This is a genomic window from Acidipropionibacterium virtanenii, assembly GCF_003325455.1.
GTDB lineage: Bacteria > Actinomycetota > Actinomycetes > Propionibacteriales > Propionibacteriaceae > Acidipropionibacterium > Acidipropionibacterium virtanenii.
This window is the reverse complement of record NZ_CP025198.1, coordinates 1,738,395-1,753,606: the sequence shown is the minus strand read 5'-3', so window position 1 is coordinate 1,753,606 and position 15,212 is coordinate 1,738,395. Positions and strand designations below refer to the sequence as shown.

The window sequence follows — 15,212 nt, the reverse complement described above, 5'->3', positions numbered from 1 at the left end:
CGCTCAATCCTCCCAGACGGCGTCGAGCCAGTTGCGCAGCAGCATCCGACCCGCCCGGCCGGACTTCTCGGGGTGGAACTGGGTCGAACTCACCGCCCCCAGCTCGCAGGCCGCCACGAAGACGGCGTCCTCGTGGGTGCAGGTGGTGATGCCGCTGTGCTGGCCCGGATCCACCACTCCGTAGCTGTGCACGAAGTAGAAGCGCTCCTGCTCGATCCCGCGGAACAGCCTGCTGCCCTCGCACGGGGACACCGTGTTCCAGCCCATGTGCGGCAACCGCTCGGCCGGCAGCATCGTCACCATTCCGGGCAGCACGCCCAGCCCGGCGACCGGTTCGCCGCGCTCCTCGCCGTCCTCGAAGAGCATCTGGTGGCCCACGCAGATCCCCAGCAGTGGGCGGCCGCGCTCCACCTGGTCGGCGACCAGTTCATCGCCGCCCATCGCCCGCAGCCCCGCCATGCAGGAGGCCAGCGCCCCGACTCCGGGCAGGACCAGGGCGTCGGTGCGGGCCAGTTCGTCCAGGTCGCGCGACATCACGACCTCCGCGCCGGCCTGGGCCAGCGCCCGGCACGCCGAGTGCAGGTTTCCCGAACCGTGGTCGATGACGCCGACCCGTGTGGTCTCAGGCATTGAGCGTCCCCTTCGTGCTCGGCACCCGTCCGGCCATCCTCGGATCGGGGGCCACCGCGATCCGCAGCGCCCTGGCCAGTGCCTTGTACTGCGCCTCGCAGATGTGGTGCGGATCCCGGCCGGCCAGCAGCCGCAGGTGCACGCACAGGCCCGCGTTGGTCGCCAGGGACTCCACCACGTGGTAGGTCATCGACCCCTGGTAGGCCACCCCAGAGCCGCTGATCCGTGCGGTGACCTGGGAATCGGGCTCCCCGCCGCACACCGCATAGGGGCGCCCGGCCACGTCAACGACGCACTGCGCCAGGGCCTCGTCGAGAGGCACCATGGCGTCCCCGAAGCGGGTGATGCCGGCCTTGTCGCCGAGTGCCTCGGCGAGTCCCTGGCCGATCGCGATGGCGGTGTCCTCGACGCTGTGGTGACCGTCGATCTCGACATCCCCGGTGGTGGTGATCGCCATGTCGATGCCCGAGTGCTTCGACAGAGCGGTGAGCATGTGGTCGTAGAAGCCCACCCCGGTCGAGATGGTCGACTCCCCGGTGCCGTCCAGGTCGATGGCGACATCGACCTGGGACTCGGAGGTGCGACGGACGATGTGTGCGGTACGGCTCATCGGGACTCCTCACGGACGCGGCGCTTGGTGCCGACCTGGTCACGGGCGTCGCTGGGGGCCAGGCTGATGCGCGGCAGGATGGTCAGTATCGCCTTGCGGAAGGCATCGGTCTCGGCGGGCGTGCCGGCGCAGACCCGCAGGAACCCGTCGGGCCCCACCTCGCGCACCAGAACTCCCTGGTCGAGCAGCCTGCTGAACACCTCGTGGCGGTCGGTGAACCTCCCGAAGAGCAGGAAGTTGGACTGGCTGGGCACCACGTCGAAACCGTGCAGCCTCAGCCACTCCTCCAGCCCGGCGCGGGTCTCGCGCAGCTCGTCGACCCGTTCCAGCATCTCCGGTGCGTTGGCCAGGGCCACCCTGGCCACCGCCTGGGTGGTGGCCGAGAGGTGGTAGGGCAGCCGGACGATCCGCAGCGCGTCGATCACGGCCGGGGCCGCCACCGCGTAGCCGACCCGCCCCCCGGCCAGGGCGAAGGCCTTGGAGAGGGTGCGCACCACGATGAGCCGCCCGAATTTCGGCAGCAGGGCGATGGCCGAGTCCTCCGGGGTGTCGGTGAACTCCTGGTAGGCCTCGTCGACCACCACGATGGCGTCGGTGGCCCGGCACACCTCCTCGATGACGGCCACCGGGACCGTCGTACCGGTCGGATTGTTCGGCGTGGTGATGAGGACGACGTCGGCCCGGTGGGCCGCGATGGCGGCCAGAATCCGGGCGGCGTCGAGACCGAACCAGGCATCCCGGGGGGCGGTGACGTAGTCGGTGTGGGTGTTTCTGGCGTACTCGGGGTACATCGAGTAGGTGGGGGTGAAGGTGAGCAGCCTGCGTCCGGGCCCGCCGAAGGCCTGGAGGATCTGCGTCATCACCTCGTTGGAGCCGTTGGCCGGCCACACCTGATCGGATCCGACGCCGAAACCGACATACTCGGCCAGCGCCCGGCGCAGCTCGGTGGCCTCGCGGTCCGGGTACCGGTTGAGTCCCGAGGCCGAGCGCGACACCGCGTGCGCCATCTGGCGTCTCACCGATTCCGAGGGCGGGTACGGGTTCTCGTTGACGTTCAGACACACCGGCACGTCGAGCTGCGGCGCCCCGTACGGCTCCTCGCCCACCAGTTCGGGGCGCAGCGGCAGCTGTGACAGGCTGATCGGGTTGACGCGGGGAATGGCCTCCCCCGGTTCGCGCGACCTCATCGGTTCCTCCTGACAGTGATGGCGTTGGCGTGTCCCGGCAGATTCTCGGCCAGGGCGAAGTGCTCCACCGATGCCGACAGCGAGTCCAGGGCCTCTCGGCTGTAGTCGATGACGTGGACGGCGCGCATGAAGCTGCGCACCGACAGGCCCGAGGAGTACCGGGCCGAGCCTCCGGTCGGAAGCACGTGGGTGGATCCGGCCGAGTAGTCGCCGAGCGAGACCGGCGACCAGGGTCCCACGAAGACCGCCCCGGCGTTGTGGACCCGGCCGGCGACCGTGGCGGCCCGATCGGTCTGGATCTCCAGATGCTCGGCGCCGTAGCCGTTGACCACGGCCAGGCCCTGCTCGATGTCACGCACCATGACGACGGCCGACTGACGGGATCCCAGCGAGGTGCGGATCCGGTCGGCGTGAAGGGTCTTAGAGACCATCTCCTCGAGCTCGACGGGCACCCGGGCCGCCAGCTCGGGGGAGTCGGTGACCAGCACGGCGGCGGCCATCGGGTCGTGCTCGGCCTGGCTCATGAGGTCGGCCGCGACGAGCCGGGGGTCGGCGGTGGCGTCCGCCAGGACCGCGATCTCGGTGGGGCCGGCCTCCGAGTCGATGCCGACGACCCCGCGCAGGTGGCGCTTGGCCGCGACGACGTAGATGTTGCCGGGTCCGGTGACCATGTCCACCCTCGGGCAGAGGCCCTCCACCCCGTAGGCGAACATGGCGACCGCCTGCGCCCCTCCGACCGCGTACACCTCGTCGATGCCGAGGATCTCGCACAGCGCCAGGATGCTGGGGTGCGGTCTGCCGCCGGAATCCGCCCGGGGCGGGGAGGCCACCGCGATCGATTCCACCCCCGCCACCTGGGCGGGCACCACATTCATGATGACGCTGGACGCCAGCGGGGCCAGTCCGCCCGGCACGTAGAGCCCGACCCGGCCCACCGGGATGTGCCGCTGGCCCACCGAGGCCCCCGGGGCCACCTCGACGGGATCGGCGTCGTACTCGCGCTCGACGGACTCGCAGACCTCGCGGCGCCGCCTGATGGACTCGGTGATGGCGCTGCGCAGCTTCGGGTCGAGCTGCTCGGCAGCCCGGGTCAGCTCCTCGGCGGGCACCCGCAGTTGCTGCGGCTCGACATGATCGAACTTCCTGCTGAACTCCCGCAGGGCCTCCTCGCCGCGCTGCTGCACAGCGGTGCAGACGGGGATGATCGTCTCCATCGCGGAGTCGACGTCGAAGTCCGCCCGCGGCACCACATCGCGGTAGTCGGACGGTTCGGTAGAGGTGAGATCCACGGTTCGCATCACGAGCGCAAGTCTAGTGACCGCGCTCCCGGCCGCCCGGACGGTCCGCGCCCCGGAACCTCAGTCCCCGTCGGCGGGGGCGTCCCAGCGGATCAGCGAGATGACCAGTACCGGCAGCAGGGCCGCGAGGACCCACACCATCACCGGGGTCCAGGTGTGCAGCGCCAAGTCGATCTGCACCGTGTCGCCGGCCTTCGCGCTGGAGACCCGGGTCGGGAACGAGTCGGGGCCCAGCAGGAGCCCGATCCACCAGCAGCACAGCGACGCCATCAGCGGGCCCGCCATCGCCAGCGCCACCACCACGGCTCCCCTGCCGCAGAACCATCGCCATGCCAACAGGCCCAGGCCGGCCCCCAGGACCAGACCGATGAGCGAGTAGACGGCGTCGGCGGAGAACACCGAGGTGAGGCCGCGCTCGCTGATGCTCGCCGATCCGTCGGTACCGATGGTGTAGCTCGGCAGGTCGGTGGCCAGGCTCCACAGCATCCCCGCCAGGGCGCCGGCGACCGCCGCGATGAACAGGTACAGCGCGGTGACGCGCAGCACGGGAGCCTCCGTGACGCCCCGGCGACTCCTCGTCGGCCGGTGGGCGCCCCGGGTACGGGGTTCCACAGATGAGGCCATCGCTCAGCGCCCCGGGATGCAGGAAGGTCCCAGCAGGGCCTTGAGATCGGCCATCAGCGGCTGGTCGGTGGTCACCTTGAGCTCGTCGGCGAGCCGGAAGGTGGTGGACAGCTGGCCGTCCAGCAGCCGCAGCCGCACCTCCGAGGCCCCCGGATGGGAGCGCAGCACCCCGCGCAGATCCGAGACGACCGCGGGAGTGCACCTTCCGCTGCGCAGTGCGATGGTGATCGGGGCGTGGCCGGCCTCGGCCAGATCCAGCACCCAGATGTCGGAGGCCGACATCTCGGCGCTCTCGTCGCGTTCGCGCACCCGTCCGCGGATCTTGAGGATGGTGTCCAGACCCAGCAGCGGCTCGACCCGCTGGTAGACCTTCGGGAAGCAGGCCACAGTGATCGCGGCGTCCAGATCCTCGATGGTGATCGAGGCCCACACATCGCCGTTCTTGGTGGTGCGCCGGGTGATCTGGGTGACCATTCCGGCGATGGTGAACTGGCCCTCGCGAGGCCCATCCGGGGAGATCAGCGAGGCGATCGAGATGTCCCGTTCGGCCTCCAGGGCCGTCTCCAGGCCGTGCAGTGGATGGTCGGAGACGTAGAGGCCGAGCATGTCGCGTTCGAAGGCGAGTTTGGTGCGCCGGTCCCAGTCCTCCTCGGGCACCACACGTTCGACCCCCAGCTGGGCGGGCTCCTCCCCGCCGCCCATCCCGAACAGGTCGTCCTGGCCGTTGGCCTCATTGCGCTTGAGGTCGATGACGGCGTCGACGGCCTGCTCGAAGATGTTCATCAGCCCGCGGCGGGAATGGCCCATCGAGTCGAAGGCACCGGCCTTGATGAGGGACTCGATGGCCCTCTTGTTGCACACCTCCAGAGGCATGTGGTCGAGGAACTCGAAGAAGTCGCGGGCCGGCCCGCACTCGTCGCGGGCCTCGATCATCTTGTCGACCAGGTGCTCGCCGACATTGCGGATCGCGCCCAGCCCGAAGCGGATGTCGGTGCCGACGGCGGTGAAGGCCAGGGACGAGGCGTTGACGTCGGGGGGCAGCACCTTGATGTGCTGGGCCCGCATGTCGGACAGGTAGAGGGCCATCTTGTCCTTGTCGTCGCCGACGCTGGTGAGCAGCGCGGCGCCGTACTCGGCCGGATAGTTGGCCTTGAGGTAGGCGGTCCAGTAGGAGACCAGCCCGTAGCCGGCGGCGTGGGACTTGTTGAAGGCGTATCCGGCGAAGGGCACCATGACGTCCCACAGCGCCTGGATGGCCTTGTCGGAGTAGCCGTTCTTGCGCATCCCGGCCTGGAAGGGTCCGAAGTTCTGGTCCAGGATGTACTTCTTCTTCTTGCCCATGGCGCGACGCAGCAGGTCTGCGCCGCCCAGGGTGTAGCCCGCCAGCTTGCGGGCGATCGACATGATCTGCTCCTGGTACACGATGAGGTGGTACGTCGGGGCGAGGATCTCGTCGAGGTCCTCCTTGAGCTCGGGATGGATCGGGATGATCTCCTGGCGGCCGTTCTTGCGCTCGGCGTAGTTGATGTGGGCGTTGGCGCCCATCGGGCCGGGCCGGTACAGGGCGATGACGGCGATGATGTCGTCGAAGTTGGTGGGCCCCATGAGGCGCAGCAGGGACCTCATGGCCGTGCCGTCGAGCTGGAAGACGCCCAGGGTGTCGCCGCGGGCCAGCAGTTCGTAGGTGTTCCGGTCGTCGAGCGGCAGCGTCTGCAGGTCGACGTCCTCGTCTCGGTTGGCCTTGATGATCTTGAGGCAGTGGTCCATGATGCCGAGGTTGCGCAGGCCCAGGAAGTCCATCTTCATGAGCCCCATCTCCTCGAGCTGGGGATAGGCGAAGCCGGCGATGATCATGCCGTCCTTGTCCCGCCTGTGCATCGGGACGAGATCGAGCAGTTTGGCGCTGGACAGGATGAAGGCGCAGGCGTGCACGCCGGTGCCCCGGATCAGTCCCTCAAGGCCCTTGGCGGTGTCGACCACCTTGTGGACGTCGGCGTTCTCGTCGTAGAGGGCGCGGAACTCCCCGCCCTCGGCGTAGCGGGCGTCGTCGGGGTCGAAGATCTTCGACAGCGGTACTCCTTTGCCCATCACATCGGGGGGCATCGCCTTGGTGATCTTGTCGCCCAGGGCGAAGGGGTAGCCGAGGATCCGGTTGGCGTCCTTGACGGCGTTCTTGGCCTTGATCTTGCCGAAGGTGTTGACCTGGCTGGTGTACTCGTCGCCGTACTTGCGGGTGACGTAGTCGATGACCTTGTCGCGCTGCCGGTCGTCGAAGTCCAGATCGATGTCGGGCGGGTTGACCCGCTCGGGGTTGAGGAAGCGCTCGAACAGCAGGCCGTGCTCCAGCGGGTCGATCTGGATGATGCCGGTGAGGTAGGCCACCATCGATCCGGCGGCCGACCCTCGTCCCGGGCCGACCGGCACCCCCATTCCCCGGGCGGCGTCGCAGATGTCGGAGACCACCAGGAAGTAGGAGGAGAATCCCAGCGGCTCGATGGTCGCCAGCTCGGTCTCGACGCGTTCGATGACCTCGGCGGGCGGATTGGATCCGTACTTCTCCTCGAGGCCCTTCGCCAGCTTCTTGCGCAGCCAGGACTCCTGGGTCTCGCCCTCGGGGACGTCGAACTGCGGCATCCGGTCGACGTAGTCGAAGACGTCGTCATAGGGCTCGATCATCTCGGTGAGCCTCAGGGTGTTGTCGCAGGCCTCGGGATGGTCGCCGAACAGCGCCCGCATCTCCTGCGAGGTCTTGATGTAGTAGCCCGAGCCGTTGAACCGGAAGCGGTTCGGGTCGTCCTTGTTGCGACCCACCCCCACGCACAGCAGGGAGTCGTGGGCGTCTGCCTGGTCCTCGGTGACGTAGTGGGAGTCGTTGGTGACCAGCAGGGGGATCTTCAGCCGGTCGGCCAGGCGCAGCAGGTCGGCGCGGACCTCGCGCTCGATGGGGACGCCGTGATCCATCAGCTCGCAGAAGTAGTTCTCGGCGCCGAAGATCTCCTGGTAGGCCGCCGCGGCCTCGCAGGCCTCGTCGAACTGGCCGAGCCGCAGCCGGGTCTGCACCTCGCCGGACGGGCATCCGGTGGAGCCGATGACCCCCTCGGCGTACCGGCTGATGAGCTCTCGGTCCATCCTGGGCTTCATGTAGTAGCCCTCGTAGGAGGCCAGGGAGGACAGCCGATAGAGGTTGTGCAGGCCGCTGGAGTTGCGCGCCCACATCGTCATGTGGGTGTAGCGCCCGCCGCCCGACACGTCCTTGCCCCCCTCGGCGTCCGGATCGCCGTTGTCACGGCGCCCGCCCCAGTACTCCTGGACCTTGGAGAACCGGCTGCTGGGGGCCACATAGGCCTCGATCCCGATGATGGGCTTGACCAGCGGATTCTCGTTGCCGTCGTACTGCTTGGAGAGCTGGAAGAACTCGTAGGCCCCGAACATGTTGCCGTGATCGGTCATCGCCACCGCGGGCATGCCCTGGCGGGCCACCTCGGCGAAGAGTTTGTCGTTGCTGGCAGCACCGTCGAGCATCGAGTACTCGGTATGGGTGTGCAGGTGGACGAAGTCGGACCGTGCCACGGAGAAGACCTTTCAGCTCGAGCATCAGCTAGACGCCGACGATAGTCCACCGGGGAGGGACGCGGCACCCTTGGACGTCCCTGCGGTCCCCGTACCCTGGAGGCATGTCCAACACCCGTCAGCCCGGCGAGAAGCTTGCCCGCACCGTCAACTCCCTGTGGTGGTTGCCACTGGCCAAAGGGGTGCTCGCCGTGGCGGCGGGGATCACCCCGCTGGTCTGGGCGGGCCCGTCGCTGACCGTCCTGGTGCTGCTGCTGGGCGGCTACGTGGCGGTCGACGCCGTGCTCACCCTGATCAATGCGGGCCGGATGCGCGGTCTTCCGGGAAGCCGGGCGATGACCGGCTGGGGAGTCATCGGGATCGTCGCGGCCGTCATCATGCTCTGGCACCCCGGCCCCGTGCTCCATCTGGCCGTGGTGCTCATCGGGGCCTGGGTGGTGCTCACCGGGCTGCTCCTGATCGGCGTGTCGATCACCATCATGCCGATCGCCCGGCGGGCCTGGATCTGGCCGATGGTGGGCGGTGTCGTCTGCCTGGGACTGGGCCTGGCGGCGCTGGTCCACCGCTCCTTCGGGATGACGGCCCTCAGCTGGCTCATCGGGCTGGGGCTGATCGCATACGGACTGGTGCACATCGGCCTGTCGGTGGTGCTGCGCAAGGTCACCTCGAAGGTCTCGCGCGAGGTCTCCGAGCATCTGCCGACCACCATCGAGGGGGAGGTCGTCGACGACGGGCCCGGCCGCCCCGAGGACGGTGACGGTCCGCAGGTCATCGAGGGCCGCGTCGAGAGCTGAGTTCCCGTCAGCCCTGTTCCTGCTCGGCGGCGTCGAGTTCGGCATCGACCTGCGCCTCGTGGAGACGGGAGCGCAGGTAGCCCCATCGCACCAGGGCCGACAGCAGCACCAGGAAGAACAGCATCGCGGCGATGCTGGCGCCCAGCGCCAGGGAGCCCATCTCCAGAGAGGTGGCCAGCACGATGTCGCAGGCCACGAAGAGCACGAGCGAGGCCAGGGCCACGATCCTCAGCATCCTGATGCGTGCCATGATCCGTGCGGTGTCGCGGGTCTCCTCGGTGGCTGCGGGCATGGACCGCATTCTGCCACGGACATGAGGATGCTCCCCGGGCCGTGGGGCCCGGGGAGCACCCTGGGAGCCCGCGGTTCAGACCATCAGCTGCCTGGTCGAGGGATCGATCGGCCTGGGCAGCACCGAGCGGCTGCCGGACAGGTAGGCGTCCACCCCGTTGGCCGCCGAGCGGCCCTCGGCGATCGCCCACACGATGAGCGACTGGCCGCGACCGGCGTCCCCGCAGGCGAAGACCCCGGGCACCGAGGTGGCGTAGTCGTTCTTGCGGGAGATATTGCCGCGGGCGTCCAGTTCCAGGCCGAGCTCGTTCACCAGGCCCTCCTGCTGGGGGCCGGTGAAGCCCATCGCCAGGACCACCAGCTGGGCCGGCAGCTCGCGCTCGGTCCCGGGGACCGGGGCGAAGCCGCGGCCCTCACGACGCACCTCGGTGACCTTGAGCGCCCGGACCTGGCCGTTCTCATCGGCGAGGAACTCCACCGTGTTGGTGGAGTAGACGCGTTCGCCGCCCTCCTCGTTGGCGCTGGCCACCCGGTAGATCATCGGGTAGGTGGGCCAGGGCTGCCCGGCCGGCCGCTCGGCCGGCGGGTGCGGCATGATCTCCAGCTGGGTCACCGATCGCGCGCCCTGGCGCAGCGCGGTGCCCAGGCAGTCGTTGGAGGTGTCGCCGCCGCCGATGACGATGACGTCCTTGCCCCCGGCGACGATCTGAGCGCCGATCGTCTGGCCGTGGACCACCTTCGTGGACTGAGTGAGGTACTCCACGGCCTGGTGGATGCCGCCGAACTCGCGGCCCGGGGCGTTCAGCTCGCGACCGAGGGTGGATCCGATGGCCAGCACCACGGCGTCGAACCGCTCGCGCAGCTCCTCGCCGGTGATGTCGACGCCGATCTCGGTGCTGGTCCGAAAGACCGTGCCCTCCAACGTCATCTGCTTGATCCGCCGGTCCAGGACCGCCTTCTCCATCTTGAACTCGGGGATGCCGTAGCGCATCAGGCCGCCGACGGCGTCGGCGCGCTCGTAGACGACCACGGTGTGACCGGCCCGGGTGAGCTGCTGGGCGGCGGCCATCCCGGCCGGCCCCGAGCCGACCACCGCAACGGTCTTGAGGGAGTGCCAGTCGGGCACCTCGGGGATCACGCGGCGATCCTCCCAGGCCTTGTCGATGATGGCCACCTCGACGTTCTTGATGGTCACCGGATCGCGGTTGATCCCCTCCACGCACGAGGTCTCGCAGGGGGCGGGGCACAGTCTGCCGGTGAACTCGGGGAAGTTGTTGGTGGCGTGGAGGCGTTCCAGGGCCTCGCGCCACTCGTCGCGCCAGATGAGATCGTTCCACTCGGGAATGAGGTTCCCCAGCGGGCACCCGGTGTGGCAGAACGGGATGCCGCAGTCCATGCACCGGCCGGCCTGCTCGGTGATGATCGGCAGCAGGGCGTGCCCGGGGGTAACCGGGTACACCTCCTGCCAGTCCTGGAGCCGGTCGTCGACGGGGCGGCGCTCGGCCACCTCGCGGGGGAACTTGATGAATCCACGTGGATCAGCCATGGGAGACCTCCATCAGCAGTTCGGTCGTGGCGTTGTCGTCCAGGTCCTGCTCATCGGCATCGGCCAGGGCCGAGAGGATCCGCGCGTAGTCGCGCGGCAGGACCTTGGTGAACCGGGATGCCAGGTCCGCGTCGCCCAGGGCGTTCAGCCCGGCGGCGACCGTCGACCCGGTGGCCTGCTGGTGCTGTTCCAGCAGTTCCCGGATGCGGACGAGGTCACCGGCCTCGATAGGCAGGGCGTCGACCATCTCGGGGTTCAGCCGCCTGGGGTCCAGGTCGATCACCCAGGCCACTCCACCGGACATGCCGGCGGCGAAGTTGCGCCCGGTCGGGCCGAGCACCAGCACCTCTCCCCCGGTCATGTACTCGCAGCCGTGATCGCCGACCCCCTCGACCACCGCGGTGGCCCCGGAGTTGCGGACGCAGAACCGTTCTCCGACCAGCCCCCGAAGGAAGATCTGGCCGCTGGTGGCGCCGTATCCGATGACGTTGCCGGCGATGATCTGCTCCTCGGGCCGGAACGCGACGTCTGAGGGCGGCGTGACGATGACCCTCCCGCCCGACAGCCCCTTGGCGACGTAGTCGTTGGCGTCGCCGACCAGCCGCAGGGTGATCCCGCGCGGCAGGAAGGCGCCGAAGCTCTGCCCGGCGGTGCCGTCGAGAATGATCTCGATGGTGCCGTCGGGAAGCCCCTTGCCATCGGTGGCCAGGGTGACGCGGTTGCCGAGCATGGTGCCGACGGTGCGGTCGACGTTGTGCACGGCGATCCTCTCGCTCACCTTCTCGCCGCGCTCCAGGGCCGGTTCCGCCATCCGGATGAGGGTGACGTCCAGGGAGTGCTCCAGGTCGTGATCCTGGTTCCTCGAGTGGTGCAGGGTCTGGCCGAAGGGCACCTCGACCTGCTTCAGGATCGGGGACAGGTCCAGTCCGCGGGCCTTCCAGTGGGTGATGGCCTTGCGGGTGTCGAGGGCCTCGGAGTGGCCGACGGCCTCCTCGACGGAACGGAAGCCGAGTTCGGCGAGGATCTCGCGCACCTGGCGGGCCATGAACATGAAGAAGGTCACCACGTGGTCCGGGTCGCCGGCGAACTTCTTGCGCAGCTCGGGGTTCTGGGTGGCGATGCCCACCGGGCAGGTGTCCATGTGGCACTTGCGCATCATGATGCAGCCCTCGACGACCAGGGCGGTGGTGGCGCAGCCGAACTCCTCGGCGCCCAGCAGGGCGGCGATGACGACGTCGCGGCCGGTCTTGAGCTGGCCGTCGCACTGGACGACGATGCGGTCGCGCAGACCGTTGATGAGCAGGGTCTGCTGGGTCTCGGCCAGGCCGAGCTCCCAGGGTCCGCCGGCGTGCTTGATCGAGGTGAGCGGGGCCGCCCCGGTGCCTCCGTCGTGGCCCGAGATGAGCACCACGTCGGCCTTGGCCTTGGAGACCCCGGCGGCCACCGTGCCCACCCCGGCCTCGGCGACCAGCTTGACGTGGACGCGGGCCCGCGGGTTGGCGCACTTGAGGTCGTGGATGAGCTGCTTGATGTCCTCGATCGAGTAGATGTCGTGATGCGGCGGCGGGGAGATCAGCCCCACGCCGGGGGTGGAGTGGCGGGTCCGCGCCACCCAGGGGTAGACCTTCGGGCCGGGCAGCTGTCCGCCCTCACCGGGCTTGGCCCCCTGGGCCATCTTGATCTGGAGGTCGTCGGCGTTGACCAGGTAGTCGCTGGTCACCCCGAAGCGTCCCGAGGCCACCTGCTTGATCGCCGAGCGGCGGGCCGGGTCGTGGAGCCGCTCGGGATCCTCGCCGCCCTCGCCGGTGTTCGACTTGCCGCCGATCCGGTTCATGGCGATCGCCAGGGTCTGGTGGGCCTCCATCGAGATCGACCCGTAGCTCATCGCACCGGTGGCGAAGCGCTTGACGATCTCGGTCTCCGGCTCCACCTCCTCGATCGGGATCGACGGGCGGTCGTGCCGGAACTCCAGCAGGGAGCGCAGCGTCATGAGGCGCTGGGAGTTCGCGTTGACCAGGTCGGTGTACCTGGTGAACTGGTCGTAGTCCTCGGTGCTGGTGGCCTGCTGGAGCCGGAACACCGTCTCGGGATCGAACAGATGGTCCTCGCCCTCGCGGCGCCACTGGTAGTGGCCGCCCACGGGCAGGGTGCGGTGCGGCAGCCGGACGCCGGTCTCGGGGTAGGCGCGCAGGTGCCGGGCCTTGATCTCGGCGGCGAGCTCCTCGATGCCGATGCCCTCCAGCCGGGAGTTGGTGCCGGTGAAGTACTCGTCGACGAAATCCTGGGACAGTCCGGTGGCCTCGAAGATCTGGGCGCCGGTGTAGGAGGAGATGGTCGAGACGCCCATCTTGCTCATCACCTTGAGCACGCCCTTGCCCAGCGCCTTGTAGACGTTGTGGATGGCGCTCTCGGGATCCACCTTGACGAAGGTCTCGTGACGGGCCATGTCCTCGGCGCTCTCGAAGGCCAGATAGGGGTTGACGGCGGTGGCGCCGTAGCCGATGAGCAGCGCGACATGATGCACCTCGCGGACGTCACCGGTCTCGACGACCAGGCCGGCCTGGGTGCGGGTCTTCTGGCGCACCAGATGGTGATGCACCGCCGAGGTGAGCAGCAGGGAGGGGATCGGGGCCAGCTCCTTGGTGGCGTGGCGGTCCGACAGCACGATGATCCGTGCCCCGTCCTCGATGGCCTGCGACACCTCGGCGCGGATCTCCTCGATCCGGTCGTGGAGGCCCTGCCCGCCCTGCTCGACCGGGAACAGGCCCCGCACCACATGGGTCTGATGGCCCGGATGGGTGCCGTCGGCGTTGATGTGGACGATCTTGGCGAGCTGGTCGGAGTCGAGGATCGGGAAGTTGAGCACCAGCTGGCGGCAGGAGTCGGGGCCGGGATCCAGCAGATTGTCCTCGGGCCCGATGGAGCCGGTCAGCGACGTGACCAGTTCCTCGCGGATGGAGTCCAGCGGCGGATTGGTGACCTGGGCGAAGAGCTGGGAGAAGTAGTCCCACAGCATCCGCGACCGGTTGGACAGCACCGCCAGCGGGGTGTCGGTGCCCATCGATCCGATCGCCTCGGCCCCGTTGTTGGCCATCGGGGCGATGAGCACCCGCTGGTCCTCGGTGGTGTATCCGAAGAGCTGCTGGCGTCGGGTCACCGAGGAATGGGAGTGGACGATGTGAGGCCGCTCGGGCATCTCGTCGAGGTTGATGGTGCCCTGCTTCAGCCAGTCCCCGTAGGGGGCCGCGTCGGCCAGGGTCTCCTTGATCTCGGCGTCGTCGACGATGCGGTGCTGTGCCAGATCGACGAGGAACATCCTGCCGGGCTGGAGCCGGCCCTTCTGGACGACGTGGTCTGCGGGGATGTCGAGCACCCCGGCCTCGGAGGCGAAGACCACCAGCCCGTCGGAGGTGACCCAGTAGCGGGCCGGACGCAGGCCGTTGCGGTCGAGCACCGCACCGATCTGGTTGCCGTCGGTGAAGGTGACGCAGGCCGGGCCGTCCCAGGGTTCCATGAGGAAGGAGTGGAAGGAGTAGAAGTCGCGCAGCTTCTGATCCATGTGCTCGCTCTTCTGCCACGCCTCGGGGATCATCATGAGCACGGCGTGGGGCAGCGAGCGGCCGCCCAGGTGGAGGAGCTCCAGGACCTCGTCGAATGAGGCCGAGTCCGACCCCCCGGGGGTGCAGATCGGGTAGAGCCGCGACAGCTCGCCGGGGATCAGATCCGAGGAGAGCAGGGCCTCGCGGGCGCGCATCCAGTTGCGGTTGCCGGCCACGGTGTTGATCTCGCCGTTGTGGGCGATCATCCGGAAGGGATGGGCCAGCTCCCAGGCGGGGAAGGTGTTGGTGGAGAAGCGCGAGTGCACCAGGGCAAGGGCGCTGGTGAGATCCTCGTCGTGCAGTTCGGGGAAGACCTCCTCGAGCTGGTTGGTGGTGAGCATGCCCTTGTAGACCAGGGTGCGTGCGGACAGCGAGGCGAAGTAGACGCCGGCCTCGTTCTGGGCACGGCGGCGCAGCACGAAGGCCAGCCGTTCCAGATCCAGGCCGAGGCGCCCGTCGCGGGCCCGGATGATTATGTGCTCGAAGTGCGGCATCGTCGACAGGGAGATCGGCGAGAGGGTCTCGGTGCTGACCGGCACCTCGCGCCAGCCGAGCACCTGGACGCCCTCGTCGGCGGCAATGAGTTCGATCGCGGCCCGCGACCGGGCCCTCTTGGCCTCGTCGGTCGGCATGAAGGCCAGGCCGACGGCGTAGGAGCCGGGGGCGGGCAGTCGTAGGCCGGTGGATTTGCGCAGGAAGACGTCGGGGACCTGGATGAGTATTCCGGCGCCGTCTCCGGCTGCCGGGTCGGCACCGGTCGCGCCACGGTGATCGAGATTCCGCAGCACCTCGAGGGCCTGCTCCACGATCCTGTGGCTGGCCACACCGGTCATGGTGGCGACGAATGCGACGCCACAGGCATCGTGCTCAAGGGAGGGATCGTACAACCCCTGCTTGGGATGATGGCCAAAAATCATCCGGGTCTCCTTTCAGGTACGCCCTGCGGCGCGGACCGCGCACTTCGGCACAGCCAAGCATGCAGACCGTTTGTAAACGCCGTGTTACGGCGAGAAATCACGGCAGCGAGAGCCGAGGGCAGGGCAAGATTCGCACACCCTGCCCG

General features: G+C 68.8%; 10 protein-coding genes. 1 reads left to right on the top strand and 9 read right to left on the bottom strand.

Annotation, left to right across the window (positions count from 1 at the left end; all coding sequences use genetic code 11):
• Positions 1-3: 3 nt before the first annotated feature.
• The 6 genes from hisH to dnaE all read right to left on the bottom strand — a co-directional run bounded on the left by hisH (position 4) and on the right by dnaE (position 7,919).
• Positions 4-630, bottom strand: a complete 627-nt coding sequence (gene hisH, locus JS278_RS08040) for an imidazole glycerol phosphate synthase subunit HisH (RefSeq protein ID WP_114044723.1) — start codon at positions 628-630, stop codon at positions 4-6.
• Positions 623-1,240: an imidazoleglycerol-phosphate dehydratase HisB gene (gene hisB / locus JS278_RS08035; RefSeq protein WP_114044722.1), complete on the bottom strand. Its 618-nt coding sequence runs from the start codon at positions 1,238-1,240 to the stop codon at positions 623-625. Before hisB ends, hisH begins: the two co-directional genes overlap by 8 nt.
• Positions 1,237-2,427: a histidinol-phosphate transaminase gene (locus JS278_RS08030; protein ID WP_114044721.1), complete on the bottom strand. Its 1,191-nt coding sequence runs from the start codon at positions 2,425-2,427 to the stop codon at positions 1,237-1,239. Before JS278_RS08030 ends, hisB begins: the two co-directional genes overlap by 4 nt.
• Positions 2,424-3,728, bottom strand: coding sequence for a histidinol dehydrogenase (gene hisD / locus JS278_RS08025; RefSeq protein WP_114044720.1), 1,305 nt, complete (start codon positions 3,726-3,728; stop codon positions 2,424-2,426). The genes JS278_RS08030 and hisD overlap by 4 nt, the downstream gene beginning before the upstream one ends.
• A 57-nt stretch (positions 3,729-3,785) precedes the next feature.
• Positions 3,786-4,271 (bottom strand): hypothetical protein, encoded by a 486-nt coding sequence (locus JS278_RS08020; RefSeq protein ID WP_245935058.1) that lies wholly within the window; start codon positions 4,269-4,271, stop codon positions 3,786-3,788.
• Between the two features lie 81 nt (positions 4,272-4,352).
• Entirely contained in the window at positions 4,353-7,919 is a 3,567-nt protein-coding gene (gene dnaE / locus JS278_RS08015; RefSeq protein ID WP_114044718.1) for a DNA polymerase III subunit alpha, read from the bottom strand.
• Between the two features lie 104 nt (positions 7,920-8,023).
• Between dnaE and JS278_RS08010 the strand changes: the two genes are divergently transcribed.
• Entirely contained in the window at positions 8,024-8,713 is a 690-nt protein-coding gene (locus JS278_RS08010; RefSeq protein WP_114044717.1) for an HdeD family acid-resistance protein, read from the top strand.
• 7 nt (positions 8,714-8,720) lie between these two features.
• Here JS278_RS08010 and JS278_RS08005 read toward each other — a convergent pair whose 3' ends face one another.
• From JS278_RS08005 to gltB, 3 genes are all read right to left on the bottom strand, one after another.
• Positions 8,721-9,005, bottom strand: a complete 285-nt coding sequence (locus JS278_RS08005) for a hypothetical protein (RefSeq protein WP_114044716.1) — start codon at positions 9,003-9,005, stop codon at positions 8,721-8,723.
• Positions 9,006-9,080: 75 nt separating this feature from the next.
• Positions 9,081-10,550: a glutamate synthase subunit beta gene (locus tag JS278_RS08000; protein ID WP_114044715.1), complete on the bottom strand. Its 1,470-nt coding sequence runs from the start codon at positions 10,548-10,550 to the stop codon at positions 9,081-9,083.
• Positions 10,543-15,066 carry a glutamate synthase large subunit gene (gltB, locus tag JS278_RS07995; RefSeq protein WP_114044714.1) on the bottom strand — a complete coding sequence of 1,508 codons (4,524 nt, stop codon included), beginning with the start codon at positions 15,064-15,066 and terminating at the stop codon, positions 10,543-10,545. The genes JS278_RS08000 and gltB overlap by 8 nt, the downstream gene beginning before the upstream one ends.
• Positions 15,067-15,212 lie beyond the last annotated feature (146 nt).

Bases quoted from the DNA above. Each gene is read 5' to 3' on its own strand.
- hisH (WP_114044723.1), bottom strand. From the start codon at position 630: ATGCCTGAGACCACACGGGTCGGCGTCATCGACCACGGTTCGGGAAAC.
- hisB (WP_114044722.1), bottom strand. From the start codon at position 1,240: ATGAGCCGTACCGCACACATCGTCCGTCGCACCTCCGAGTCCCAGGTC.
- JS278_RS08030 (WP_114044721.1), bottom strand. From the start codon at position 2,427: ATGAGGTCGCGCGAACCGGGGGAGGCCATTCCCCGCGTCAACCCGATC.
- JS278_RS08010 (WP_114044717.1), top strand. From the start codon at position 8,024: ATGTCCAACACCCGTCAGCCCGGCGAGAAGCTTGCCCGCACCGTCAAC.
- JS278_RS08005 (WP_114044716.1), bottom strand. From the start codon at position 9,005: ATGCCCGCAGCCACCGAGGAGACCCGCGACACCGCACGGATCATGGCA.
- JS278_RS08000 (WP_114044715.1), bottom strand. From the start codon at position 10,550: ATGGCTGATCCACGTGGATTCATCAAGTTCCCCCGCGAGGTGGCCGAG.
- gltB (WP_114044714.1), bottom strand. From the start codon at position 15,066: ATGATTTTTGGCCATCATCCCAAGCAGGGGTTGTACGATCCCTCCCTT.